The sequence below is a fragment of the Nocardia higoensis NBRC 100133 genome, from assembly GCF_000308595.1.
In the GTDB taxonomy this organism is placed as follows: Bacteria; Actinomycetota; Actinomycetes; order Mycobacteriales; family Mycobacteriaceae; genus Nocardia; species Nocardia higoensis.
Map to the genome: position 1 here is coordinate 24,120 of NZ_BAGA01000144.1, position 24,506 is coordinate 48,625.

Here is a 24,506-nt window from a genome sequence, read left to right on the forward strand (position 1 = left end):
CACCTCGCCACACCGCCGAGGGGAGCAGGCGTTCGCCGGGCGGAGACCTGCGCCGCCGCTGAGGCGGGAGAGTAGCTCAGTGCGTGGGGCCGCAGGCGTCGCGCAGCGAGCAGGCGCCGCAGGACTGGCCGCAGGAGCCGGTGTCGCTCGCGGGCACCAGGCCGGCGATGGCCCGGTTCGCCGCGTCCGCGCCCGCGCCGAGGGTGAACACCGCGATCACCGCGGCGACCAGAGCGACCGCGAGGGCGATCGGCTCGCCCGCGGCGAACACGATCAAACCGCCGGCGAACAGCAGCGCGCCCGCGGCCACCGAGGTGGGGGCGGCGACGCGATTGGCGATGCGGAAGGTGTCTTCGGTGCTGAGAGCGGCTTCGGTATGCACTCCGACGAAGCGGTTGCGCGGCAGCCTGCCGACGAAGCCGAGCATGCCGGTCCCGATGGCGACGATGGCCAGCAGGAACAGGACTAGGGCTACGGCGAACACCAGTGCAGGCTATCGCAGCGGCCACACGGCCCGACGTCCGGTCCGTTCGGGAGCACGTTCTACCCTGTTAGCCGACTCTGTCCGGAACGGCGCACAAGAGAAGGCGGGATCGTGCAGGACACTCGTGCAACCGAAAGCGATGTACCCGAGCATCGGTACAACGCGGCGCTCGCCGGGCGCGTCGAGCGCCGGTGGCAGGAGCGCTGGCAGGAGCGCGGGACGTTCCAGGCGCCGAACCCCACCGGACCGCTGGCCGGCGACACCCCGGCCGACAAGCTGTTCGTCCAGGACATGTTCCCGTACCCCTCCGGCGTCGGCCTGCACGTCGGCCACCCGCTGGGCTACATCGCCACCGACGTGTTCGCCCGCTACCACCGCATGCGCGGCCGCAATGTGCTGCACGCGCTCGGCTACGACGCCTTCGGCCTGCCCGCCGAGCAGTTCGCCGTGCAGACCGGCGCGCATCCGCGCGACACCACCGAGGCCAATATCGCGAACATGCAGCGCCAGCTGGATCGCCTCGGCCTCGGCCACGACCGCCGCCGCAGCTTCGCGACCACCGATCCGGAGTACTACCGCTGGACGCAGTGGATCTTCCTGCAGATCTACAACGCCTGGTACGACCTCGAGGCCGACGGCGCCCGCCCGATCGCCGACCTGGAGGAGCAGTTCGCCTCCGGTGCGCGCCCTGCCCCCGGCGGCGCGGACTGGGCGAGCCTGACCCCGGCCGAGCGCGCCGCGATCATCGACTCCTACCGCCTCGTCTACCAGACCGATTCGGTGGTCAACTGGTGCCCCGGCCTGGGCACCGTGCTGTCCAACGAGGAGGTCACCGCCGACGGGCGCAGCGAGCGCGGCAACTTCCCGGTGTTCCGTAAGCGCTTGTGGCAGTGGATGATGCGCATCACCGCCTACTCCGATCGGCTGGTCGACGACCTGGAGCTGCTGGACTGGCCGGAGAACGTCAAGTCCATGCAGCGCAACTGGATCGGGCGTTCGCGCGGCGCGCAGGTGAAGTTCGACTCCCCCGCCGGGCAGATCGAGGTGTTCACCACCCGCCCCGACACCCTCTTCGGCGCCACCTATGTGGTGCTGGCCCCCGAGCACGACCTGGTCGACGCGCTGGTCGCGGCCGAGTGGCCCGCCGACGTGGACGCCCGCTGGACCGGTGGCGCGGCCACTCCCGCCGACGCGGTCGCCGAGTACCGCAAGTCGATCGCGGCCAAGACCGATCTCGAGCGCCAGGAGAACAAGGAGAAGACCGGTGTCTTCCTCGGCGTGCACGCGGTCAATCCGGTCAACGGCGCGCCGGTGCCGATCTTCATCGCCGACTACGTGCTCAGCGGGTACGGCACCGGCGCGATCATGGCCGTCCCCGGCCACGACCAGCGCGACTGGGAGTTCGCCACCGCCTTCGGCCTGCCGATCCTCGAGGTGATCTCCGGCGGCGACATCACCGCGGCGGCCCACAACGGCGAGGGCGAGCTGGTGAATTCCGGCTACCTGAACGGCCTTTCGGTCGAAGAAGCCAAGGCCACCGTCATCGGCAGGCTGGAGGCCGACGGACACGGCACCGGAACCGTGCAGTACAAGCTGCGCGACTGGCTGTTCGCCCGCCAGCGCTACTGGGGCGAGCCGTTCCCGATCGTCTACGACGAGGACGGCGCGCCGCATGCCCTGCCGGAATCCATGCTGCCGGTGCGGCTTCCGGAGATCGACGACTTCGCCCCGGTCACCTTCGACCCGGACGACGCGAGCTCCGAGCCCTCCCCGCCGCTGGCCAAGGCCACCGACTGGGTGAACGTCGAACTGGATCTCGGCGACGGCCCGCGCCGGTACCGGCGCGACACCAACGTCATGCCGAACTGGGCGGGCAGCTCCTGGTACCAGCTGCGCTACGCCGACCCGACCAATACCGACATGTTCTGCGCCGCCGAGAACGAGCGGTACTGGCTCGGCCCGCGCACCGCCGAGCACGGCCCGGACGATCCCGGCGGCGTCGACCTCTATGTGGGCGGCGTCGAGCACGCGGTACTGCACCTGCTCTACGCGCGGTTCTGGCAGAAGGTGCTCTTCGACCTGGGCCACGTCAGCGGCAGCGAGCCCTACCGGCGGCTGTTCAACCAGGGCTACATCCAGGCCTTCGCCTACACCGACTCGCGCGGCGCGTACGTGCCCGCCGCCGAGGTGACCGAACGCGACGGCAAGTTCTTCTGGACCGATCCCTCGGGTTCCGAGAACGAGGTGTTCCAGGAGTACGGCAAGATCGGCAAGTCGCTGAAGAACGCCATCTCCCCGGACGAGGTGTGCGACCAGTTCGGCGCGGACACCTTCCGCTTCTACGAGATGTCGATGGGCCCGCTGGACACCTCGCGCCCCTGGTCCACCAAGGACGTCGTCGGCGCGCACCGCTTCCTGCAGCGCGTCTGGCGGCTGGTCGTCGACGAGGAGACCGGCGCGACCCGGGTGGTCGAGGACGCGCCCTCCGACGAGACGATGCGCTTCCTGCACCGGACCATCGCGGGCGTGGACGAGGACTTCGCGGCGCTGCGCGACAACACCGCGGGCGCGAAGCTGATCGAGCTGACCAACCACCTCACCAAGAACTACCCGGACGGCACGCCGCGCGTGGCCGCCGAGGCGCTGGTGCTGATGGTCGCCCCGCTCGCCCCGCACATCGCCGAGGAGCTGTGGGAACGCCTGGGCCACAACGAATCCCTCGCGCACGGCCCGTTCCCGGCGGCCGATCCGAAGTGGCTGGTGGACGAGTCGGTCGAGTACCCGATCCAGGTGAACGGCAAGGTCCGCAGCCGCGTCCAGGTGCCGGCCGACGCCGACAACGCCGCGATCGAGGCCGCCGCGCTGGCCGACGAGAAGGTGGCCGCGCTGCTGGCGGGCAAGACGCCGCGCAAGCTGATCGTGGTGCCGGGCCGGTTGGTCAATATCGTCGCCTGACGTTCGGGCCGGTCACCGGCTGCTCCCGGCCGCACGAACGGTCGGGAGCAGCCACCTGCACGGTGGACGGGAGCGACCGGATCACACCGGCGGGAGCAGGACGTCGTCGAGGGTGACCAGCGACAGGTTGCGCGCCCGGATGATCTCGACCAGCCGCGCGTAGCAGTGCGTGACGGTGGGCGCGTTCGCGTGTCCGATGACGATGGACTGGGGATTGAACCAGCGGTCCGCGCACTCGAGCAGGAATTGCTCGGTGATCAGCCCGGAGTCCGACAGCGAGCCGTACCACATCGTCGGCACGGTGTAGCCGAGATCGGCGGCGACCGCGTCGACGGCGGCGTTGTGCCTGCCGAAGGGCGGCCGATAGTACGGGGTGCCGTCGACTCCGTAGTTGTCGCGCAGGAACTGCCGGGCGCGAGAGAGTTCCGCGGCGATGCCCGCGGGCGGCAGCGTGGTGAGGTCGGCGTGACTCCAGGTGTGGTTCGCGAGCTGCACCTGGCCGGATTCGACCAGTGGGCGCAGATCCGCCCGGTGGGTGGTCCAGGCGTCGTAGTGCGCGGTGACGAAGAAGGTGAAGCGGGCTCCGGTGTCTCGGGCGAACCGGATGTAGCCGCCCACCACCTCCGGATCGGCGCCGTCGTCGACGGTCAGCGCCATGGCGGTCCCCGCTCCGGGCAGTGCGGTGATGGTCTGGCGGGTGAGCCGGGTCTTCGGCCCGCCGGGCGGGGGCGGCAGCAGCGGCGTCCGAGTCGGTGCGGGAGGCAACGGCTCGGGACCGCCCGCCGCGCCGTCCGAGGCGAGCGTTTCGGCGGCCTCACTGCCCGCGGTGCAGGCGGAGAGCAACCATGCGGCGCCCGCGGCCAGAGTCAGCAGTTCCCGTCGTCGCATACGCCCCGCCTGTCCCCCGCCGCCGCGCGAGCGGATCGACGGTAGTCGGTTTCGAATTCGTCGAACGCAGGGATGATAGACCGGCCCGAAGCAGATCCACGGCAACCGCCGGCACTGTCGCCGCTGGCCGGCCGGCGCTCACACGGGGCGGGAAACGGCGTGCGGCGGGAACACGACGCGAGGCAGGGCCCGCGCGATGCGGGACCGAGATGCGACGAGCGGATTCAGCGGGCGGGGACGGGCCGCAGCACGATCTCGGTGGGATGTCCGTCGCGCGGCGTCTCCACGGCCTGGCGTACCGCGCGCGCGACGGTCTCCGGGCGCAGGAACTCCTCCGGGTGGTAGTCGCGGCCCTCGCCCGCGACGATCTCGCGCTGCATGTCGGTGTCGATACGGCCGGGGTGCACGGAGGTGACCCGCAGTTTCGGCTCCTCCAGGCGCAGCGCGTCACCGAAGGCGCGCAGCCCGAACTTGCTCGCCGCGTAGGAGCCCCAGCCGCCGCTCGCGCGCAGGCCCGCACCCGAATTGATCAGCACCACATGGCCTTCGGCGGCGCGCAAGGCGGGCAGCAACAGCCTGGTCAGCTCGGCGACGGCGATGAGATTGGCTTCCAGGGTCTTTCGCCACTGCGCCACCGAGGATTCCGCGATGGTGCCGATGTCGGCGACGCCCGCGTTGTGCACGAGCACGTCGAGCCGGCTGATCGGCGCCACCGCTGCCGCCACCGCCTCGTAGTCGGTGAGTTCGACCGGCCAGGCCGTCGCCTCGGGCAGTTCCGCGAGAATCGGTCCGAGCGATTCGGCCGTGCGGCCACCGAGCAGCAGTTCATGGGTGGGGGCGAGTTCGCGGGCGATGGCTGCCCCCAGGCCGCGGCTCGCGCCGGTGATCAGGGCGGCGGGCTTGGGCAGGCTCGTGACTGCGGTCATGGCGCCCAGGGTAGACAGCGCCGCCGTGTCCGGCCGGGCCGGGCGGAACAGGCCCGGGGGTGTCGGAGCGAACGCGCGGCGGCCGCACCGCGTACATACCCCGCAGAGCGGGCGGGTAAGCGCCCGGCAACGCAGAATAGAGAAATGGCACATCCGGGGTTCACCCCCACGCAACTCGCGGCACGAGCCGCCTACCTTCTGCGTGGCAACGACCTGGGCACCATGACCACTGCCGCGCCGCGCCTGTATCCGCACATGTGGAGCTGGGACGCCGCGTTCGTGACGGTCGGTCTGGCCCCGCTGAGCGTCGAGCGCGCGGTCGTCGAGCTCGACACCCTGCTCTCGGCGCAATGGAAGAACGGGATGATCCCGCACATCGTCTTCGCCAACGGCAAGGACGGCTACTTCCCCGGTCCGGCGCGCTGGGAGTGCAGGCAGCTGGCCGCGCACGCCCCCGACGGACCGGACACCTCCGGCATCATGCAGCCGCCGGTGCACGCCATCGCCGTGCAGCGCGTCCTCGACCATTCGCGCAGGCACGGGCGCAGCACCAGGGCGGTGGCCGAGGAGTTCCTGAACCGGCGCTGGCCGGATCTGGTGCGCTGGCACCGCTGGCTGGCCGAGGCCCGCGACTCCGAGTCGAACGGGCGGATCACGCTGTATCACGGCTGGGAATCGGGCATGGACAACTCGCCGCGCTGGGACCGCGCCTACGCGAACGTCGCCCCCGGCGACCTGCCACCCTACGAGCGCGCCGACGTGCTCGTCGTATCCGATCCCACCCAGCGGCCCAGCGACCGGGAGTACGACCGCTACCTGTGGCTGGTCGAGCAGATGCGCCGGGTCGGCTACGACGACGATCAACTGCGCGCCACCATGAGCTTCGCGGTGCAGGACGTGTTCGTCACCGCGATCTTCGCGCTGGCCTGCGAGGTGCTGGCCGATATCGGCGAGGAGCACCGGCAGCCGCACGTCGATGTGCGCGACCTGCGGGCGTGGGCGGACCGGTTCCGCACCGGCGTCATCGCGACCACCGATCCGCGCAGCGGCGTGGCGCGCGATTTCGACGTGCGCATGCAACGCTCGATCAGCACCGAGACGCTGGCCGGGTTCGCGCCGCTGCTGTGCGGCGGGCTGCCGCGCGCGACCGAGCGGGCGCTGCTGCGGCTGTTCGAGGGCCCGCGCTTCTGCGGGCACCCGGATCTGCGCTACGCGCTGCCGCCGTCCACCTCGCCGGTCTCCAAGGACTTCCGTTCCCGCGAATACTGGCGCGGCCCGGTCTGGCCGGTGATGAGCTGGCTGTTCTCCTGGGCGTTCGCCCGCCGCGGCTGGGCCGAGCGGGCCCACACCCTGCGCGCCGAAGGGCTGCGCCAGGCCGCCGACGGCAGCTTCGCCGAGTACTACGAGCCGTTCACCGGCGAACCGCTGGGCAGCATGCAGCAATCCTGGACCGCCGCCTCAGTACTGGATTGGCTCGGCTGAACCACCGATGAAACGCCAAGATCTCGACGACGCCATCGTGCTCTCGTCCACCGGCCCGCTACGCCGCCCGCCACTGCACATGGAGGTGGCGGGCACCGATCGGATGTTGCTGCGCCAGCAGGGGCTGGCGATTCTGCTGGGCCGCATCGACGCGACCCGCACCGGGGTGGAGCTGTTCCGCCGCACCGGTTTCCGTGCTCCGCTCCCGCCACTGCCGCCCGCACCGCAGTCCGGCCCCGCCGCGGACGCGCAGTGGCTGTCGTGTTTCGCCGATATGCTCGCCCGCGCGGACAACTCGCCGTTGCACCCTGGCCGCTGGTTGCTGGAGTATCGCGAGCGCCTGACCCCCGGCACCTGGGAAGAGGAGTTGCTGCGCGACTGGCCGGGCGGATACCTGGACTGGCGGCGCGGCTGCACGGCCGTCATCCCGTTGCGGCCGCTCACCGAGCCGGACGCCCCGTGGATGCCCGCGTTGCGGGAGCGGGCGCGCACCGGCGACCTCGCGCCGGTACTGCTCTGGGAGGTATCGGGTTTCGACGGCTGGGTGATCCTCGACGGTCACGACCGGGCCGTCGCCGCGCTGGCCGAGGGGCGCGAACCCGCCTCGATCGTGCTGGCCCGCGGGTGGAGCGTCGCACGGCAGACCGAGGCGATCCTCGGCGCGGTCGACCATCAGCGCAAGGTGCTGGCCGGACTGCGCGACGACCGGGCCCGGCGCGCCGCCACGGCCCGGATGGACGCGGGCATGGCGCGGTTCGCCTACGGTCACGAGCGGACGATGGCCTGGCCGGTGCCGGGCGGGACGAGCGGGTGGACGGACGCGCTGATGGACTACCGCGGTTCCCAGCTCACGACACACCAGCAACACTGGTCACCGCGCTAACCGGTAGCTATCGTCGACCGGCATGGACTCCACTTCCCGGAGATCGACCCGCGCACTGATGCTGTCCGCGCTCGCCTTGGGTGGCATCCTCACCGCAACCGTCCCCGCTCCCACGGCGACGGCGGCCCCCACCGGACCCGACGTGTCCTCCTGGCAACACATCGACGGCAGGCTCATCGACTGGTTCGCCGTGCGCCGGGCCGGGCACCCGTTCGCCATGGTGAAGGCGACCGAGGGCCTCGATTACGTCAACCCCTATTTCGTGCCGGACTCACTGCTCATGCGTGCCGCGGGCGTCGCGCGCGGCACGTACCACTACGCCCGCCCCCAGCTGCCGCCCGAACCGCAGGCCGTCCTGTACGCGGCGACGGTCCTCGGCCAGAACGGGCCGCTCGATCTGCCGCCGGTGCTCGATCTGGAGCACTCCGGTGGCCTCGCCCCCGGCGCGCTGATCGACTGGACGCATCGCTACCTGAACACGGTGCGCGCGCTGACCGGCCGGACGCCGATCATCTACACCTACCCGGTGTTCTGGCGCACCGCCATGGCCGATACGAATCAGTTCACCCACTATCCGCTGTGGATCGCCGACTATCGCGGCAATGCCGCACCGGAAGTACCCGGCGGGTGGCCCACCTGGACGTTCTGGCAGACCACCGACCGGGGCTCGGTGCCCGGCATCGCGGGCCCGACCGATCTCAACGTCTACAGCGGCGCCCAGGGCGATTTCGCGCGCTTCGCGAACATGAGCGGGCTGTTCGGCAGCAGCTGAACCGGGGCGGCCGCGCCGGCCGGCCCGAGGCGGTCAGACGCCGATCCGGCCGCCACCGGAGCGCCACACCGCCACGACCGCCGGACGCGGCTGCGCGTCGCCGCCCTCGGGCCAGTGCGAGGTCGGGTTCTCCGCCGTCGCATCGTCGTCCTCGCCGGGATGCTGCACGCAGACGAGCACTCGCGACTCGGTGACGATCGGACCGCAGGTCTCCGCCGACTTCGGCACGGTGAGGAACTGCTTGGTCTCCCCCCGATTCGGGCCGTCCAGCACCACCGAGAACAACCCGTCGTTGGACTTCAGCGCATTGCCGTCGGTGGAGATCCACAGGTTGCCGTACGGATCGAAGGCCAGGTTGTCCGGGCAGGAGATCGGGCTGACCCGGCTCTTGTCGAACCCGCCGAAGTAGGTGTCGGCAGCCACCGGATCGCCGCAGACCAGCAGCAGCGACCAGGTGAATTCGGTGCCGGCGTGGTCGTCGTCGATCTCCAGGACCTGGCCGTTCTTGTTCAGGTGGCGCGGATTGGCCTCGTCGGCGATGGGCTTGCCCTCGGTGCCGCGCTTGTCGTTGTTGGTCAGCGCCACGTAGACCTTGCCGGTGACCGGGCTGGCCTCGAAGTCCTCCGGCCGGTCCATCTTGGTCGCGCCCACCTTGTCGGCCGCGAGCCGGGTGTAGACCGCGACCTCCTCGGCGGTGAAACCCTCAACCAGGGACTTGCCCCTGCCGTCCGCACCGGTCTCGAGCAGCGGGATCCAGCGGCCCTTGCCGGTGAAGCCCCGGTCGGAGGGCACCGTACCGGAACCGTCGATCGCCTCGGCGTGATCGCCGGTCAGCTGGGCGACGTAGAGCGTGCCCGCGTCCAGGATGGTCATATTGGCGCGGCGGCTCGCGGCGCCGGTGCCCGGCTGGATCCGGCGCGCGGACACGAACTTGTACATGTAGTCGAAGCGTTCGTCGTCGCCGGTGTAGGAGACCACGGTGCCGTCGGCGGTGACGTGGATGGTGGCGCCCTCGTGCTTGAGCCTGCCCATGGCGCTGTGCTTGACCGGCACCGAGGCCGGATCCCACGGGTCGACCTCGATCACATAACCGAATCGGTTGGCCTCGTTGGGTTCCTGCGCCAGATCGAAGCGCTTGTCGGCGCGCTCCCACTTGTGGACGGTGGCGCCCCCGGCGAAGCCGTAGCGCTTCAGTGCCGCGGCGGGCCGCTCACCGGTCACCTTGTCGGCATTGGCGAAATAGCCGTGGATGTTCTCCTCGCCGGAGAGCACGGTGCCCCACGGCGTCACCCCGCCCGCGCAGTTGTTGACGGTGCCGAAAACCTTGGTGCCGGTCGGGTCGGCGGAGGTCTTGACCAGATCGCTGCCCGCGGCCGGGCCGGTCAGGACGAATTCGGTATTCGGGGTGATGCGGCGGTTGTACTTGCCGAAGGTGGGTTTCAGTGCACCGGAACCGGATTCGCCCACCACCTCGACAACGCTGAGGCCGTGCGCCATCTGGGTGACGGCGATCTGCTCGTCGGTGGGCTTGTCGGCGTCGTAGCCGCGGAACATGTTCGGCCCGGTGGTGTACTCGTGGTTGACCACCAGCAGGTACCTGTTGGGCTCACCGTCGATCGGCAGCAGCGCGGCGAAGTCGTTGTTGAAGCCGAACTGCTTGCTCTGCGCCTCGGCGGTCTGGCGGTCGAAGTCGAAGGCGGGCGCGTCGGGCAGCACCGGATCGCCCCAGCGGATGACGACGCCCTGCTCGTACCCCTCGGGGACGACGACCGCGTCCTCGGTGTTCGGCGCGACGGCGGTGAAGTCGGTACCGGGGATGGTCTCGCCGCCCTCACCGGACGGCGCGGAGGCGTCGTCGCCGCACGCCGCCAGCGCGCTCGCGGCACCCACCGCGAGCACGGCCGCCGCACTGCCCTTGAGCAGTCCGCGCCGGTTCAGGGAGGCGACGATGTCACCGAAGTAGGCGTTGCCCGAGGTGTTGGGGACCTCGTGGAAACAGGCGTTGGCGCACTTGTATTCGCACGTCACCCTGGACCGGGACGAACGTCCGTCGTGGGTGACGAACAGGGCAAGAGGCTTCACGATCACTCCTGACTGAGGCTGTTCGCGCACCGTAAACGCCGCAGACGAGTCGGAGGCGACAGCGCGGTGAACAGCCGGACAACGCCTCGTACCCACCCGTTGTGCCCTTTCTACGCCCGGCCGCCCGATTAGGGTGGACGCGGATTCCCCGAAAAGAATTTCCGGGCGAGGTGTCGATCCGGCGGCGACCTGTTCGACCTTGTGGTGAGAGGGCCGGAAGGGCCCGCGAAACGAGGAGCACACCATGAGCAAGTACATGCTGATCTGGCGGCCGACCGACGCCGCGATGGCCGCGATGGCCGAGACCCCGTTCGAGGAGATGCTCGACAAGGTCGGGCGGTTCAACGACGAACTGATCCGCGCGGGCGTGCTGCTCGCCGCCGAGGGGCTCGACGATCCGGCCGAGGGCGTGGTCCTCGACTTCACCGGCGACACCCCGGTGATCACCGACGGCCCCTACGGCGAGACCAAGGAGCTGTTCACCGGCTACTACATCCTCGACGTCGCGTCCAAGGAAGAGGCGATCGAGTGGGCCAAGCGGGCGCCCAACCAGCAGGGCAGCAAGGTCGAGATCCGGCGCATCCCGACGATCGACGAGTTCCCGCAGGACAACGAGTGGATCGCCAAGGAGCGCGCCTGGCGCGAGGAGACCGGCCAGCTGTGACCGCGGGGACCGCGCGCCGCACCGTCGAGGCGGTGTGGCGCAGCGAGTCCGCCCGGATCGTCGGTGGTCTCGCCCGCTACACCGGCGATTTCGCGCTCGCCGAGGACCTGGCCCAGGAGGCGCTGGCCGAAGCGCTGGTCTCCTGGTCGGTGGAGGGGGTGCCCCGCGAGCCGACCGCCTGGCTGCTCACGGTGGGCCGCCGCCGGGCCGTCGACGGATTCCGGCGGCGCGCCGCCCTCGACGCCAAGTACGCCGAACTCGCCAGGACCCTGGACGAATCCGTCGAGGACGACCTGTTCGATCCCGAGCACATCGACGACGACGTGCTGGCCCTGATGTTCGTCGCCTGCCATCCTGTACTGGGCAGAGAAGCCCGGATCGCACTGACGCTGCGGGTGGTGGGCGGCCTCACCAGCCAGGAGATCGCCCAGTCGTTCTTCGTCCCCGTCTCCACCGTGCAGGCGCGCATCACCCGCGCGAAGAAGGCGCTGACGGCGGCCGGAGTGGAGTTCGAGGTGCCCGGCGCACGGCAGCGGCGGGAGCGGCTGGGGTCGGTGCTGCAGGTGATCTACCTGATCTTCACCGAGGGGTCGTCGGCATCCGGCGGCGACACCTGGCTGCGCACCGAATTGGCCGGGGAGGCATTGCGTCTGGGCCGGGTGCTGTCCCGGCTCGCGCCCGAACCGGAGGTCTTCGGACTCCTGGCGCTGATGGAGCTCACGGCCGCGCGGTTCCCGGCCCGGCTGGACGGCGCGGGCAGGCCGGTGCTGCTGGAGGACCAGGACCGCACGCGCTGGGACCGGGCCGCGATCCGCCGTGGCCTGGCCGCGCTGGAGCGGGCGCGCGGCGAACGCGGACTCGGGCCGTATGCCGCGCAGGCGGAGATCGCGGCCTGCCACGCCCGGGCACCCTCTGTCGCGGAGACCGACTGGGCGCGGATCGTGGCCGTGTACGACGCGCTGGTGCAGGCCACGGCGTCCCCGGTGGTCGAGCTCAACCGGGCGGTGGCGGTCGCGATGCTCTCGGGCCCGGAGGCCGCGCTCGGCCTGGTCGAGGGAATCGATCTGCCCGGCTCGCATCTGGTGCCCGCGGTGCGCGGGGAGCTGCTGGCCCGATCGGGACGCAGGGACGAGGCACGCGAGGAATACCTGCGGGCCGCGAAGCTGTGCGCCAATGCGGCACAGCGCTCGGTGCTCGAGGAGAAGGCCGCAGCGCTCGGCGGCTGAACTCGGGCACGGTGAAACCCCGAGTCGATCCCGCGCACGGCGGCGGGCACGGGCGCGACCCCGGAGTCGATGCCGACTCCCTCGGCGAGCACGGTGCGGCCCCGAGTCGATGCGGCCTGAGACGGCGCGGACCCGAGTCGCTATCGCATGAGACGGCGGGCACGGCGGCAGGCGTGCGCGGGAACGCCCGGCGGTACACGCCGGGCGTTCGGGTTCAGGATGGGCGGGATGCGTCGCCCGGCGCGTCGGGCAGGTGGCCGGGTTCAGGCGTTCACCGGGACGGACAGCACGACGTCGGTCTCGTTGCCGGGCAGATAGTGCACCTGCACGATCCGGCCGACCTGGACATTGGCGACGCCGGCCGGCGGCAGGAACTTCTCGGCGCGGGTGCTGAACATGCTGCCGTCGGGCCGGGTGACGGCGAGACCGAGCACGACCTTGGTGTACCCGTCGCGGATCTCGCCCGGCACGTCCAGCGATTGCACGACCGCCTGGGCGGCGATACCGCGCGCGGCGATGTCGAGCTTGGCCTGCGTGGTGAAACCCTTGCGGAGCATGGACTGGTTCATCACCTGCTGCGCCGCGACGCTGTTGCCGGACAGGTCGACCTGCACCTTGCCGGGCCGGTGCGGAAGGTACCGGACCGGCAGCACCACGCCCGGCCGCAGCAGGGACAGTTCGGTGAGCGGCACGACCATCCGCGCCGACGCCGGGAACACCGCGCCGTCCGCCCCCTCGACGCTGAAGTCGATCCGGACCATCGGCCGGTCGTTGACCTGCACACCGGTCTCACCGACCGACTTCACGGTGCCGATGCCGACGAGCGCGTCGCGGAACTCACCGGTGTTGCCGCCGGTGAACGCCGCCAACAGGTCCCCGCCGAACAGTCCGCCCGCGAGCGAGGTGAAGGTGAAGACCGTGCTCACCGCGACGACCGCGAGGATCGGCAGGGCCAGGTAGCCGTTGGCCCAGGCGAGGACTCCGGGCTCCCAGGGCGAGCCGGGCTGGTAGGTCAGGCCGTGCCAGAGGTAGACGCCGATGGCCAGGGCGGCGGCGGTGACGACGGCGACGCGCAGGGTGCGGATCATGAGAACTCCTCGAAAGTGTTGGGGAACAGGTTGTTCCGGGTTCCTGGCCACCCCGTCGTCGCGATTGCGGTGCGCGACGACGGGGAGCCGGGTGCTCGGACCGAGCGGAGATCGCCTCAGGCGCCGACGATGTCGGAGCAGGCGAAGGTGATGTCGAAGGTGGCGGTGCTGGGCCCGGCCAGCGGGTTGGTGAGATCCACCGCGCCGACGCCCTCACCGGTCACCTTGAAGGTGTTGCCGTCCTTGGTCAGCTTCGCCGAGCCGCCGGGCTGGCCGTTGCCGTAGCCGACCGCGTACGGGGTGCCCGAGTCGCCGCCCTTGGTGCCCGCGATGCCGACCGCCTGCACGGTGTCGCCGGTGATGGTCGCGCTCACCGACAACTGGCCGTAGGCGCCGTTGGCGTTGTCGGTCAGCGCCAGGGCCAGGGTGTCGCCCTGCTTGGCGCAGGTGGTGTCGAAGGTGGCCTCGAGCGCCTTGCCGTCGACACTGGCGGCGGATCCGCCTGCCGGGGCGGTCGGCGCCGCCGAGGGCCCGTTCTGCGGGGTGGCCGTGCTCCCGGCGTCGTCACCGCAGGCGGTGACCAGCAGCGCGAGGGCGGCGGCGGAGGCGGCGAGGGCGGCGGTGCGGAAGGTCGTGGTGCTCATGGTGTTCGATCCTGTCTGTCTGTGCGGTGCGGCCTTTCGGTTCGGGCCGTTGAGAGAAAAGTAGGAACGGCTCCGCGCCTACCGATCCCAACTTTTCGGCATCCACCCTGGTCACAGCGGTGCGGCGACAACCACTCCCGGGTCGGGGCACGACGCGTTAGCCTGAGCGCATGCGACGACCCCGCGCCCTTGTGCTCGACGAGGTGTGGCGCGGGCTCGACGGCGTCGAGGCGCTGAGCGGGCCGCACGGCGGTCCGCTGCGCCGCACCGTCAAGCTGATCCTCGATCCGCTGGTGATCCGGCCGATGCAGCATCCCGCCTGCGCCGGCGCGGTGCTCACCGACGACGGCGCGACCCTGCTGGCCGCCCGCGTGCACGCCGCCGCCGACCGGCTGCGCGCCACCGCCGCCTGGTTCACCCTGCTCAAACAGGTGCGCCGGGCACTGCGCATCACCGAGGGCAATGCCCAGGACCTGTACTTCCAGCGCTGCTTCGAATTGGCCGTCACCCGAGGCCATCCCGATCCGGCCCGAGATCGATTACGCGCCGAGGCGACCCTGCGCGAGATCCACGAAAACTCCGCCGGCCGAACCACCCAGGCGCTCAAGGAGCACCTGGCCGATCCCGCCACCGCAGCCCGGCTCGGCACGCTCATCGAGACCGCATGGGCGCGCCGTCCAGGGCCTGTCGCCACGCCCGATCACGGGCCGCTGCTGCGCGAACTGCTCGACGCGGCCGTGGCGGCGCGCGCCGGAGTGGACGGTGCATCGCCGACCCCTTCCGGCGCTGGATACGCACGGCATGATCGGCCGCGATCGACCGCCGACCTCTTCGACACCGCCGTTGCGGCCAATGTGGGCACTCACGCCGGAATAACACTGTGGTACAACGCGTTCGCGCCTGCGGCCGGAGCATCCCGCCCTGACACGACGACTTCCACCGAAGTCGCCTCCGGTTCGCACCCGGAGCCTCCCGGCCGAACCGCGCAGCCATCCCGCCGGCCGCCTGCACCGACCTCGAGCCAGTCCATACGGACCTCCAGCTACTCCGCCGGCATCTCCCATGAGTCCGATCAGGCATCCGGCAGAGGCCTGGGGCTCACCGCGCACCCACTGCCGCCCCAGCCCGACGTCGGCTCCTCCGCAGCCACAGCCACTTTGGCGCTTCCGTTCGACCGCACGATCCACGAGCGCGTCTTCACCGTCTTGCAGGCCTCGACCGAACGCGCCGAGCTGCCCCCGATCCCGGATCTGGTCACCGACGAGATCGCACGCAGCTGCGCGCCGTGGGCACTGCTCGACGAGTCACTGCGCGCGACAGCGGCGGTCGGCGTCGCGTTGGCGACAGGACTCGCCCCGCTCGACCGTCCCCCGCTCACCGCGATCGCCACAGAAGCGGCCGCACCACACGGCAACGACGAGTCGGCCGCCCACCGGGTGGTCAACGCCCGTTGGCGCCGCGAAGCCTATGTGCTGCAGGCCCGCAGGCTCGGCGTCCACTCCGTCGCGGACGCCGAGCCCGACCGCGACCCGCTCGCCGTGATCGCCGCCGAACTCGGCGCTCCCTGGCGCCCCTACCTGCGCAGACTCTGGGTGCGACTGCACGGCCGCGATGTACGCGCGGTCCCCATGGACAGCCCGGACGAGCTGTGGGATCTCCTCGACGGCGTGGTCCGTTCGGTGATCCTCGACCACCGCACCAGGGTGAAGAAGGCGCTCAGTGTGGCCGCCCTCGCACCCGCGGCCGGCACGGGTGAATCGAGGGCGAGCTGATGCCCGGCACCGTGCTCGTCCGCCGCGTCGAGCCCGATCTGTGGAGCATCGCCCCGCCCGGCGCGCCCACCGTCCTCGACCCGGCGCCCGCCCTCGACACCACCGTCATCGAGGTCGTCGGCGGTCATCTGAGCTGGAGCCTGCTGTCGCGGCAACAACTCCCCGCCGCGATCCTGCACGACCTCCCCGCCGCCCAGGACTGGCTGTGGGCGGTCTACGGCGAATCCGTGGCCGTGGCACTGAACGACCACGCCGAGCCCGTCGAGCTCGCGGCCGATCCGCACCTGCCCGAAACAGCCACGGCAGCACGGCGGCTCGCCTACGCGCACTGGGCCGCCCGCTGGTGGCCCGCCTCCACACTCGACGGCATTCCCGCCCTCGACCAGCGCCTGCTGGAGGACGAGATCGCCACTCTCACCGAGGCGTGCGATCTGCTCGTCGACGGCGACGACGCCGAGCCGCCCGTCCGCGAACTCGCCGCCGTCCCGGCGACCGCCCGTGCCGAGGACTACGCCCTCGCGGCGGGCGAGGCGGCGGGCGACCCACGTGGAGCGTTGACTTTCGGGCGCGGTGTCGGCGGATGGGATTGGCGACGCTGCCCGCCCGGCCTTGTCGACGCCTCCGAACAGGCCGTCTCCTGGGAACTGACCCGTGCGGGCGGCCTCACCGTGGTGCGGGTGCGCGCGGTCGCCGCACCCGGCCTGACCGGCGACGTGCCCGCCCATCTGCGGCCGCACGCGCTGGTCGATACCGGCGCGGGCACCGTCGACGCGGCACTCCGATTGTCCGGCGACACCTGGCAAGGAGCATTCGAAATCGCATCGGAAGTCGTCGCGCGCGTCGATGTCCATGTGCCCGGCGTCGGGCCGGCCGTCGCCGACCCGATCGAACCGGCGACCCGGGCGCGCATCCGGGCACTGGCTGCCGAACGACTCCGCCGAGCCGCCGAGCCGGAGGCCACCGGCACCGGGGACACCCCTCTGCTCGCCGAAATCGCCGCAGCTGCCGAGGATTCGGACTTCTGACATGCCCCGAGACGACATGACCATCGCTTCCGCAGACAGCACCCAGGCCCACGCCTCCACCTACAGCGACCTGACGGACCCCTCCGGCAGCGGCACCGAGTTCATCGACCTGGGAACCGGCGACGACCGGGTCGTCACCACTGTGCGGCACAGCGGGCAAGAGGCACGGGCCGCCGGCAGCGCCGCGACCCGCTACTCCGGCGGCAGCGCCCCGACACACCCGAATGACAGGCCGCCGGACATGCGAGTCGATCGCGGCCGCAATATGTCTGGGACTCGCGCATGACTGCCCACGACGCGGCCGCCGATCCGCCCGGCCTCGACCTGCTGCACGCGGGCGCTGCCGCCTACCAGCGCGGCGACCCGGCCGAGGCAGCGCGAATCTTCGAGGAGGCGGCGCGCATCGGCACCGACGGCGTACGCGTCAGCGCGCTGATCAACGCCGCCGCCATGTACGACGAACTCGGCGACCACCACGGTTCGATAACCCGCTACCGCGAGGCGCTGACCCGCATACCGGCCGATGCCGCGGAAAAGCGCGCATCGGCGCTGATCAACTATTCCCAGGCGCTGCAACACATCGGCGCTCTGCACGAGGCGCAGGCAGCGCTCGAACAGGCCCGCGAACTCGCCGCGGGCGAGAGCATCCCCGCCTCGCTGCGGGTCGCCTGCCTGCTCTCGCTCACCGCTGTCGCCTTCCACCGCTCGCAGTGGCCGCGCGTGATCGAGCTGGCCACCGAGTCACTGGAGGCAGCCGTCCGATTCGCCCCCGAGCTCAGCGGTCATCCGCTGATGAACCTGGCGGGCGCGTACTTCGAGACCGGCCGCCACGACCTCGGCCTCGATTTCGCCCGGCAGGCACTGGCCGCGTTCGACGCGGCGGGCAATGTCAACGCGATCGCCGAGACCCAGCAGGATCTGGCTGTCCTGCTGCTGCGGCTGAACCGCCTCGACGAGGCCGAGGCCCGGCTGACGACCTGCCAGGACTACTTCGAGCGCGCCGGCCTCGCCTACCGCGCCGGTGTCGGGCTGAAGAATCTCGGGTTCCTCCACGAGCGCCGCCTGGACCTCGACCGCGCCGACGACTTCTATCGCCGCGCACTGGACTGCTTCGAATCCTCCGGCGCCGTCCTCGATGTCGCGGCCGTGCGCACCCGCCTGGCCACCCTCGCCTACACCCACGGCGAGATCGGCACGGGCCGGGACCTGCTCGCCGCCGCCTACCGGACCTACGCCGAGCACGGCCTCGGCCTGCACTGCGCGCAGCTGGACTACTGGCACGCCGCTCTGCTGGAGTCGGTCCTCGACGACATGGCCGAGCCCGCGGCCGAGCTGCTCGCCCTGGGCCGCGCCCTCGCCGTCCCCGCCGCCATCGCCATCGACGCCGTTCGCTACAGCCTGCCCAATGGCCACCAGCGCGACCGGTGGAATCGCGAGGTCGCCGAGCCCGCCATGCGCCTGGCCTTCCGCTTCGCCGCCCGCTGCGGCGACGGTCCGCTCGTCGCCGATCTGATCGAAACACAATGCGCGGGAACGACCCTGGACATGACGCGGGTGGAGCTGCCACAGCGCCCCGAGCTGCCACCGACACCGCTGGCGCCGGAGTTGGATCCGCCCACCGACGGCACATCCACCCTGCATCTGGGCGCGGCGCTGGCGCACGTGGCTGCGGCCGCCGGACTGCCCGTCGCCCCGCCGCCGCGCCTGGCGCTCGCCCCGGACGGCCGCATCGCCCTGGCCGACTACATCGCAGCCGCCGAGCAGAAGTACGGCCGCCCCGTCCGCACCGACCAGGTGCTCCCCGCATGACCGGCCGACCGACCATCATCGTGCGCATGGCCGACGCGGGCGAGCTCTACATGTCCTGGCGGAGGCTGGACGATCCCGACCGCCGTGGCGCCGCCGCACTGCCCGGAGACGCGATCGACGAAGCCGTGCGCGAACTCGCCGAAGCGCTGCCCGATCCCGCCGTCCCGGGGACGCTCGAGCGCGCCTTGACCACCGGCGCCCTCGCGGTCGCCGACGGCGAACACGCACTGGCCCAGCGACTTTCCCGCGCGTTGATCCCGCACGGCCTCGCGGTGGAACTCCACGACCTCCACACCCGCGGCATCCGCCCCCACCTGCGCCTGCAACCCTCGCCCCGCGTCGCCCAGGTGCCCTGGGAGATCCTCGCCCCCGATCCCGGCCTGCGTCTGCTCGACATCGCCGACCTCGGTCTGCTGGCTCCCGCCGGCATCGTCCACGCCCCCACCCGCATCCCCCGCAGCTGGGCCGCCGACCGCGACCTGCCCGTGGTCGCCGTCCTCGACCCGCGCGTCCCCGGCTTCCGCGCGGACTCCGCGCTCGGCTCGGTCCTCGGCCGCATCACCACGCCCACCCCGCTCACCGAACGGGTGGCGAAACACCTGTCGCTCAACCGCTTCCGCCCCGAGGCCGAGGACCCCTCTCAGGTCTTCCGCCGCACCGACCTCGACCGCACCTGGCTCTCCGACACCCTGCGCGCGGGCGCCTCACGACTCGTCTACGTCGGCCACGTCACCGCCGCCGTCCCCGAATCCGGCCAGAGCGAGAACGCCGAACTCCACCTCGCCTGCACCGCCGACACCACCGGCTTCGCCACCCCCCAGCGCACCCACCGCCCCCTCTCGGCCAAGGACCTCCTGCTCGGCACCCATACGCTGACCCCCGACCCCGTGGCAGGCCCCGACCTGTGGCCGATCCCGAGCCGAGTAGCCCTGATCGCCTGCGAAAGCGGCGGCGACCTACGCTTCACCGAATCCCTCGGCCTCGTCGCCGCCATGATCCACGGCGGCGCCGAACTCGTCACCGCCACCCGCTGGCCCCTGCCCACCGACCTCGCCGTCCAACGCCTCGCCGGCGCCACCCACGCCATTCCGCTCCAGGACACCATCTGCGCTGTCGACGCCGCCCACGACCAGGACGACCCGCTCGCGGCCCTGCACCACTGGCAACGCACCCACCTCGACGCCTGGCGGACCACCGGAGCCGTCGAACACTCCCCCCTGCTCTGGTCCGCCCTCGCCACCTTCCTCACCTGAGCCAGTCCCGCGCGCGTTACCCAACCGCTCCCCTTGCTCGCGTGGTGCCCGCGCTGGTGGGACCACGGCGAGGTCTGCAACCGGACGACCGCCCTGCACCGGGCATTCGAGGCCCTGCGCACGGGGGAGACGGTCGAGTCGTCGCTGTTCTGGCGGGCGTAGGGGGCGTGGGAGACGATCACCACCGCCCTGGAACAAGCCGTCGGCCCAGGCCGGGTCCGGAGGTGTAGGTGCCCGAGAACAACACCGCTGGAACTCGGCCAAGACCGAGAGCATGCCGAACATGGCGCGGCCTTCGGCAGTGTCGGTGTCGATGCCCTGCTCGATCGCCCGCAACCCGATCCCGCGCTCGCGCAGCCGGGCACCGAGGGTGACCAGGTGCAGGACGGAGCGCCCGAGCCGGTCCAGCCGGGTGACGACGATGGTGTCGCCTCGCGGGCAATCTTCAGCACGATGTCCAGCTGCGGGCGGGAGGCTTTGGCGCCGGAGGCGGTGTCGATGTGAAATGTAATCCTCGGCGACGCTGGCACGGGTGAGGGCGTCGATCTGGTGCGCGGGGTTCTGCTCGGCGGTGAAGACCCGCCCTTATCCGTTGCCGCCCGCACGCACCCCGACAACCAGCACCCCCTTGCCCATGACGGCGTGCCCGATAGCCGTTATCGCGCACACGTCATGAGCGGGTCCTGCAGCCCTCGCGACCGCCGACTCCCGGCATGTGAATAAACGCGTAGGTCACTACTCGCGTGATCGGTCGAGCGTGAGTGAACACTTCGAAGTGCCCACCGTCTTGCCCCAGGTGAACAGCACCAACCTGCCGAGTTGCACCTAGTCATCCCGCAGACGAGAGCGTGCCGCTCGCTATCCGAGAGGAATGTGACGATGATCCAGATCTACCTGAAATCCATACACAGTCATGAAGAAACCGATGAAGTCGGCGCCGACGAACCGTACGTCCTGGTGACGAGCGTGAATCTGGCGGCGCCTGAGCCGGCATTCGAGGTCACGCGATACGGCTTCAATGACGTCGACGACGAAGAGACACATCCCGCCCCAGGACCGTCGCAATCGTTCTGGGGATTGAACGGCTCGGCTGCAGAACTCACCGACCCGGAGAAGGCAATCTTCGTTGTCAGCCTCATGGAGAACGACGACGGCGACCCCGAAGCATTGCGAGGAATCGTGAAGGGCGTTGTCGGTAGCTCTGTTCTCGGCAGCCTCTCCGCATCGCGGAACGACAAGGTCAAAGCACTGATCCGAGACATCAACTCGGCGATGGGAACACCCACGGGCGCCCCGAACTTCGATGACAAGATCGGGATCACTGAGTTGCGGTTCACAGCCGACGAACTACGCCGGGCAAACGCAGGTGAACCAGTTCGCAAGTCAGTCAACATCAACGGCGACGGCGGACGCTTCGAATTGGCTTTCGAAGCCTGGAACGTGAATCCGTTCCCGAACTGGCAGGCGCTGGATAACAACCCGGCATCGGTCGACATCGCTGCCGACGGCACCAACCTCTACCAACGCCACAGCACCGGCGCAATCTTCAAATTCACCGGCACCCCGATAACCGGCTGGCAGCTCCTCGACAAAAACACCGCCACCAAGCAGATCGTCGCCGCCGCCGGAAACCTCTACCAACGCCACAGCACCGGCGCAATCTTCAAATTCACCGGCACCCCCATGACCGGCTGGCAACTCCTCGACAACAACCCGGCATCGGTCGACATCGCCGGATCCGCCGCACGTCTCTACCAGCGACACACGACAGGCTGGATATTCAAGCACACCGGCTGAATGACGTCCGTTCTGTAGCCGCTGTAGGGCGATCGCGGACGGGCGGAGTCGTCGCGCAGAGCGTCGTCGTCCAGCACTTGATTGACGCCATCGGGAATAGGGCCTGGCCGCCATCGGCCGCCGAGCCCCATTGCTGTTCGAACCCTGCGGCGATCGGATCGCTGCGGGCCTTACTCCGAGTCGGGTGCTCGCCCTTCGCGCAGGGCGTCACCGATCTCGCTCATGCGGGCCCGGTACTGGTCCTGGTCGAAGAGCTGCACCTCGAAGCCGGGGGTGTGTTCGCCGTCGAGGTGGCGTTGCGCCATGGCGAAGTGCTGGGCCACATAGTTCGGGTCCTGCATACGGCGGTCGACCTCGGTGGTGAGGGCGCGGATCGCGTCGGCGCGGTCGGCGCCGGTCACATACCAGTCCTCGCCGGGGTAGTAGGCGCGGACCGTGCCGTCGGCCTGGTCGACGAACTCGGGCTTCTGGCTGACATGGACGACCGGGTCAGAGCCGGCCTGCGGGGCCTGGTGCATAGAAAGTCTCCCTCGAACCGTCGTCATGGATCACGTAGCAGACATACTGCATGCCAGGGTGCCCGACGATCGGGCCGGTGTACACGCAGTTGATGGTGGTCGCGGCGGCGATGCCGGCCACCGTGGCGGGCGCCAGCACCAATGCCCCCAGCATGACGGCGCCGACCACTGCTTTGACTGTCCCGACCATGATGTTCCCCCTGTAGATGGTTGGTTGGACATCTGGTTGGACATCTGGTTGGACGCCGCCGGAGCCGATCCGGTTCCACGACAACCGGTTCCGATCCGCAGACCATACCGGCCCGGCGCGATCACGGCCGGTCGGGCGCGACGGCGACGTGGGTATCGACAGTCAGGCCTGGCCCGCCGGAGGCCCGAACTGCGATCATGGACGCCGCTCGCTCGCACGCGTGTGCGTGAGCTGGATGTGTTCCGGTTCCGGACATGGAGTGGAGCGCTTCACGCCGAGGATGTCGGCGATCTGCTGGACGGTGTGCTGGCGTTCGTCGTAGAGCCGTTGCGCGGTCTCGGACCGGGCGACGGTGAGTTTCGGGCGGCGGCCACCGACGCGGCCGCGATCCCGCTCACGCAGTTGGGGCGTCGAGGGTGACCAGATGCAGGACCGAGCGGCCGAGCCGGTCCAGGGGCGTGACGACAATGGTGTCGCCCTCGCGAGCGATCTCGAGCACCGGGTCCGGTTGCGGGCGGGAGGCTTTCGCACTGAAGGCGGTGTCGATGTGGATGTCGGCCGCAGCGACGCCGGCACGGCGCGGGCCGTCGATTGGGTGGGCGGGGTTCTGCTCGGCGGTGGAGATCCGCCGTACCGATGAGCTACCCGGCGGGAGCAGGTCGCTCGACGGCATGAACAAGGGATAGCGGCCGTAGACGTCCGCGACGGACTCGATCAAACTGTATCCGTCCGAGCCCGAGGTTTCGGAACACCACACCGCGGCGCAACGGGGCCCAACCGCACCCGGCCACCTGCACGCGCGGCCGAAAACGAGTAGCGACCACTCGCGCGCACCCCCGAATCCGGAGCGATGCTGCTCTTCCAGGTTGTGCACAAGGCAGGTTGTGCACAAGGAAGGAGCGATCATGTCCCTCTCAGGAAAGACCCTGACCCGCGCCCAGCGGGAAGCGCTCGACGCCCGCGACGCCGTGCTCGACCGGGCGCTCGGGGAAGCACGCGCTATCCCGGTCCCCGACGTCGACATCGACGAGGAGGGCGATTTCAGTTGCCGCCGCTGCGGCTGCGAGGGCTACCGGCAGCCGGGCCCCACCGCGGCTCGCCCGTTCAACTGCGCAGACACGTCCTGCGGACACGGGTTCTTCAGCCACCGGGTGCAGTGAGGCGCGTGGGCGATCGCCGGGCCTAGGACCCGCCGCTCACGTCCACCGGATTGACCTCGTCGCGCCAGCGGATCGCCGTCTTCAGTTCCTCGAGGTCGTAATCCGGACCGGAGGAACCGACGGTGAAGAGGGTGACGCCGGCGTCGAGGTAGGCCTTGGCCTCGTCGAGGCCGGGCCAGGCGACCGAGCGCTCGATGCGCTTGGCGTCGGTGCCTGCTTCGGCGGCGTGCTCGGCCAGGATCGCGTTCTTGCGCGCGAGCGCGTCGAGATCGGCGAAACTGTGCCAGATATCGGCGTATTCGGCGACCAGGCGCAGGGTTTTACGCTCGCCGCCGCCGCCGATGAGGATCGGGATGCGGCGGGTCGGCTGGGGGTTGAGCTTGCCCAGGCGCGCGGTGATGCGCGGCAGGTACTCCTTCAGCAGCGCCAGACGTGTTCCCGCGGTGCCGAATTCGTAGCCGTACTCGTCGTAGTCCTTCTGGAACCAGCCCGCGCCGATGCCGAGGATCAGTCGTCCGCCGCTGATGTGGTCGACGGTGCGCGCCATGTCGGCGAGCAGATCGGGATTGCGGTAGCCGCCGCCGGTGACCAGGGCGCCGATCTCGACCCGCTCGGTCTGCTCGGCGAAAGCGCCGAGCATGGTCCAGCATTCGAAGTGGGCGCCGACCGGGTCGCCGCTGAGCGGATAGAAGTGGTCCCAGTTGAAGACGATGTCCACGCCCGCGTCCTCGGCGCGCAGCACCGCGTCGCGGATGAGGCCGTAGTCGGGGGCGTGCTGCGGCTGCAGCTGAAGTCCGATCCGAACCGGTCGACTCATGAAAGTCCTCCTTCTCAGGCAGCGCTGTCCCCGATCGACCCTACCGGCAGCGGGCATCCTCGACATGGGGC

24 protein-coding genes and 1 pseudogene are annotated in these 24,506 nt (G+C 70.5%); 14 read left to right on the forward strand and 11 right to left on the reverse strand.

The annotated features are described in order from the left end of the window. Nucleotides 1-76 precede the first annotated feature (76 nt). Complete coding sequence (locus ON26_RS26235) at nt 77-484, reverse strand: SdpI family protein (protein ID WP_040799813.1); 408 nt, start codon at nt 482-484, stop codon at nt 77-79. A 111-nt stretch (nt 485-595) separates the two neighbouring features. Here ON26_RS26235 and leuS point away from each other — a divergent pair, with 111 nt between their 5' ends. Further along, nucleotides 596-3,439, forward strand: coding sequence for a leucine--tRNA ligase (gene leuS / locus ON26_RS26240; RefSeq protein WP_040799814.1), 2,844 nt, complete (start codon nt 596-598; stop codon nt 3,437-3,439). An 81-nt stretch (nt 3,440-3,520) separates the two neighbouring features. On the opposite strand, the gene ON26_RS26245 is transcribed toward leuS, so the two are convergent. Together ON26_RS26245 and ON26_RS26250 are read right to left on the reverse strand one after the other, a co-directional pair. Beyond that, the gene (locus ON26_RS26245) at nt 3,521-4,327 is read right to left on the reverse strand and encodes a polysaccharide deacetylase family protein (RefSeq protein WP_040799816.1); all 807 of its coding nucleotides are present in this window, start codon (nt 4,325-4,327) and stop codon (nt 3,521-3,523) included. A 224-nt stretch (nt 4,328-4,551) separates the two neighbouring features. Continuing rightward, on the reverse strand, nt 4,552-5,253 hold the full coding sequence (locus ON26_RS26250) for an SDR family oxidoreductase (RefSeq protein ID WP_040799817.1): 702 nt from the start codon (nt 5,251-5,253) through the stop codon (nt 4,552-4,554). 144 nt (nt 5,254-5,397) lie between these two features. Here ON26_RS26250 and ggh point away from each other — a divergent pair, with 144 nt between their 5' ends. Genes ggh through ON26_RS26265 form a run of 3 tightly spaced genes read left to right on the forward strand, consistent with a single transcriptional unit; the run spans nt 5,398 to nt 8,390 of the window. After that, complete coding sequence (ggh, locus tag ON26_RS26255; protein WP_040799819.1) at nt 5,398-6,735, forward strand: glucosylglycerate hydrolase; 1,338 nt, start codon at nt 5,398-5,400, stop codon at nt 6,733-6,735. A 7-nt stretch (nt 6,736-6,742) separates the two neighbouring features. Then, nucleotides 6,743-7,618, forward strand: a complete 876-nt coding sequence (locus tag ON26_RS26260) for a hypothetical protein (RefSeq protein WP_051027623.1) — start codon at nt 6,743-6,745, stop codon at nt 7,616-7,618. 22 nt (nt 7,619-7,640) lie between these two features. Next, nucleotides 7,641-8,390 carry a glycoside hydrolase family 25 protein gene (locus ON26_RS26265; protein ID WP_051027625.1) on the forward strand — a complete coding sequence of 250 codons (750 nt, stop codon included), beginning with the start codon at nt 7,641-7,643 and terminating at the stop codon, nt 8,388-8,390. A 33-nt stretch (nt 8,391-8,423) separates the two neighbouring features. Here the strand turns inward: ON26_RS26265 and ON26_RS26270 are convergent, their stop codons facing one another. Continuing rightward, the gene (locus ON26_RS26270) at nt 8,424-10,478 is read right to left on the reverse strand and encodes a PhoX family protein (protein ID WP_040799823.1); all 2,055 of its coding nucleotides are present in this window, start codon (nt 10,476-10,478) and stop codon (nt 8,424-8,426) included. Between the two features lie 238 nt (nt 10,479-10,716). On the opposite strand from ON26_RS26270, the gene ON26_RS26275 reads away from it, so the two are divergent. Further along, nucleotides 10,717-11,136, forward strand: coding sequence for a YciI family protein (locus ON26_RS26275; RefSeq protein WP_040799825.1), 420 nt, complete (start codon nt 10,717-10,719; stop codon nt 11,134-11,136). Then, a complete protein-coding gene (locus tag ON26_RS26280; RefSeq protein WP_218000631.1) occupies nt 11,109-12,362 on the forward strand; it encodes an RNA polymerase sigma factor in 1,254 nt (417 codons plus the stop codon). The genes ON26_RS26275 and ON26_RS26280 overlap by 28 nt, the downstream gene beginning before the upstream one ends. Before the next feature lie 263 nt (nt 12,363-12,625). Here ON26_RS26280 and ON26_RS26285 read toward each other — a convergent pair whose 3' ends face one another. Together ON26_RS26285 and ON26_RS26290 are read right to left on the reverse strand one after the other, a co-directional pair. Beyond that, nucleotides 12,626-13,450, reverse strand: a complete 825-nt coding sequence (locus tag ON26_RS26285) for a hypothetical protein (protein ID WP_040799829.1) — start codon at nt 13,448-13,450, stop codon at nt 12,626-12,628. Nucleotides 13,451-13,566: 116 nt separating this feature from the next. Beyond that, entirely contained in the window at nt 13,567-14,094 is a 528-nt protein-coding gene (locus ON26_RS26290; RefSeq protein ID WP_040799831.1) for a lipoprotein LpqH, read from the reverse strand. 170 nt (nt 14,095-14,264) lie between these two features. Between ON26_RS26290 and ON26_RS26295 the strand changes: the two genes are divergently transcribed. From ON26_RS26295 to ON26_RS35135, 6 genes are read left to right on the forward strand one after another with little or no spacing between them, the layout of a single operon-like run. Then, nucleotides 14,265-15,866 carry a hypothetical protein gene (locus tag ON26_RS26295; RefSeq protein ID WP_040799833.1) on the forward strand — a complete coding sequence of 534 codons (1,602 nt, stop codon included), beginning with the start codon at nt 14,265-14,267 and terminating at the stop codon, nt 15,864-15,866. Next, entirely contained in the window at nt 15,866-16,891 is a 1,026-nt protein-coding gene (locus ON26_RS26300; protein ID WP_174375451.1) for a proline dehydrogenase family protein, read from the forward strand. Before ON26_RS26295 ends, ON26_RS26300 begins: the two co-directional genes overlap by 1 nt. A 1-nt stretch (nt 16,892) precedes the next feature. Beyond that, nucleotides 16,893-17,177 carry a hypothetical protein gene (locus tag ON26_RS26305; RefSeq protein ID WP_157172017.1) on the forward strand — a complete coding sequence of 95 codons (285 nt, stop codon included), beginning with the start codon at nt 16,893-16,895 and terminating at the stop codon, nt 17,175-17,177. Further along, nucleotides 17,174-18,700, forward strand: a complete 1,527-nt coding sequence (locus tag ON26_RS26310; protein WP_040799839.1) for a tetratricopeptide repeat protein — start codon at nt 17,174-17,176, stop codon at nt 18,698-18,700. The genes ON26_RS26305 and ON26_RS26310 overlap by 4 nt, the downstream gene beginning before the upstream one ends. Continuing rightward, nucleotides 18,697-19,953 carry a CHAT domain-containing protein gene (locus ON26_RS26315; RefSeq protein WP_040799841.1) on the forward strand — a complete coding sequence of 419 codons (1,257 nt, stop codon included), beginning with the start codon at nt 18,697-18,699 and terminating at the stop codon, nt 19,951-19,953. The genes ON26_RS26310 and ON26_RS26315 overlap by 4 nt, the downstream gene beginning before the upstream one ends. Nucleotides 19,954-19,986: 33 nt before the next feature. After that, entirely contained in the window at nt 19,987-20,115 is a 129-nt protein-coding gene (locus ON26_RS35135) for a DUF4913 domain-containing protein (RefSeq protein WP_083884362.1), read from the forward strand. A 144-nt stretch (nt 20,116-20,259) separates the two neighbouring features. Here ON26_RS35135 and ON26_RS35140 read toward each other — a convergent pair. Then, nucleotides 20,260-20,499 (reverse strand): annotated as a pseudogene (locus ON26_RS35140) (recombinase family protein); the annotation flags it as partial. A gap of 333 nt (nt 20,500-20,832) precedes the next feature. Between ON26_RS35140 and ON26_RS26320 the strand changes: the two are divergent. After that, entirely contained in the window at nt 20,833-21,750 is a 918-nt protein-coding gene (locus ON26_RS26320) for a hypothetical protein (protein ID WP_040799844.1), read from the forward strand. A 170-nt stretch (nt 21,751-21,920) separates the two neighbouring features. On the opposite strand, the gene ON26_RS26325 is transcribed toward ON26_RS26320, so the two are convergent. The 3 genes from ON26_RS26325 to ON26_RS34780 form a co-directional block, all read right to left on the reverse strand. Further along, nucleotides 21,921-22,268, reverse strand: coding sequence for a hypothetical protein (locus ON26_RS26325; RefSeq protein WP_040799847.1), 348 nt, complete (start codon nt 22,266-22,268; stop codon nt 21,921-21,923). Next, nucleotides 22,240-22,458, reverse strand: coding sequence for a hypothetical protein (locus ON26_RS33640; RefSeq protein WP_157172018.1), 219 nt, complete (start codon nt 22,456-22,458; stop codon nt 22,240-22,242). The genes ON26_RS26325 and ON26_RS33640 overlap by 29 nt, the downstream gene beginning before the upstream one ends. Before the next feature lie 394 nt (nt 22,459-22,852). Continuing rightward, nucleotides 22,853-23,176 (reverse strand): recombinase family protein, encoded by a 324-nt coding sequence (locus tag ON26_RS34780; RefSeq protein WP_051027629.1) that lies wholly within the window; start codon nt 23,174-23,176, stop codon nt 22,853-22,855. Between the two features lie 187 nt (nt 23,177-23,363). On the opposite strand from ON26_RS34780, the gene ON26_RS26335 reads away from it, so the two are divergent. After that, nucleotides 23,364-23,618: a hypothetical protein gene (locus ON26_RS26335; RefSeq protein ID WP_157172019.1), complete on the forward strand. Its 255-nt coding sequence runs from the start codon at nt 23,364-23,366 to the stop codon at nt 23,616-23,618. A gap of 22 nt (nt 23,619-23,640) precedes the next feature. Here ON26_RS26335 and ON26_RS26340 read toward each other — a convergent pair whose 3' ends face one another. After that, nucleotides 23,641-24,435: an LLM class F420-dependent oxidoreductase gene (locus ON26_RS26340; RefSeq protein ID WP_040799850.1), complete on the reverse strand. Its 795-nt coding sequence runs from the start codon at nt 24,433-24,435 to the stop codon at nt 23,641-23,643. Between the last annotated feature and the right edge of the window lie 71 nt (nt 24,436-24,506).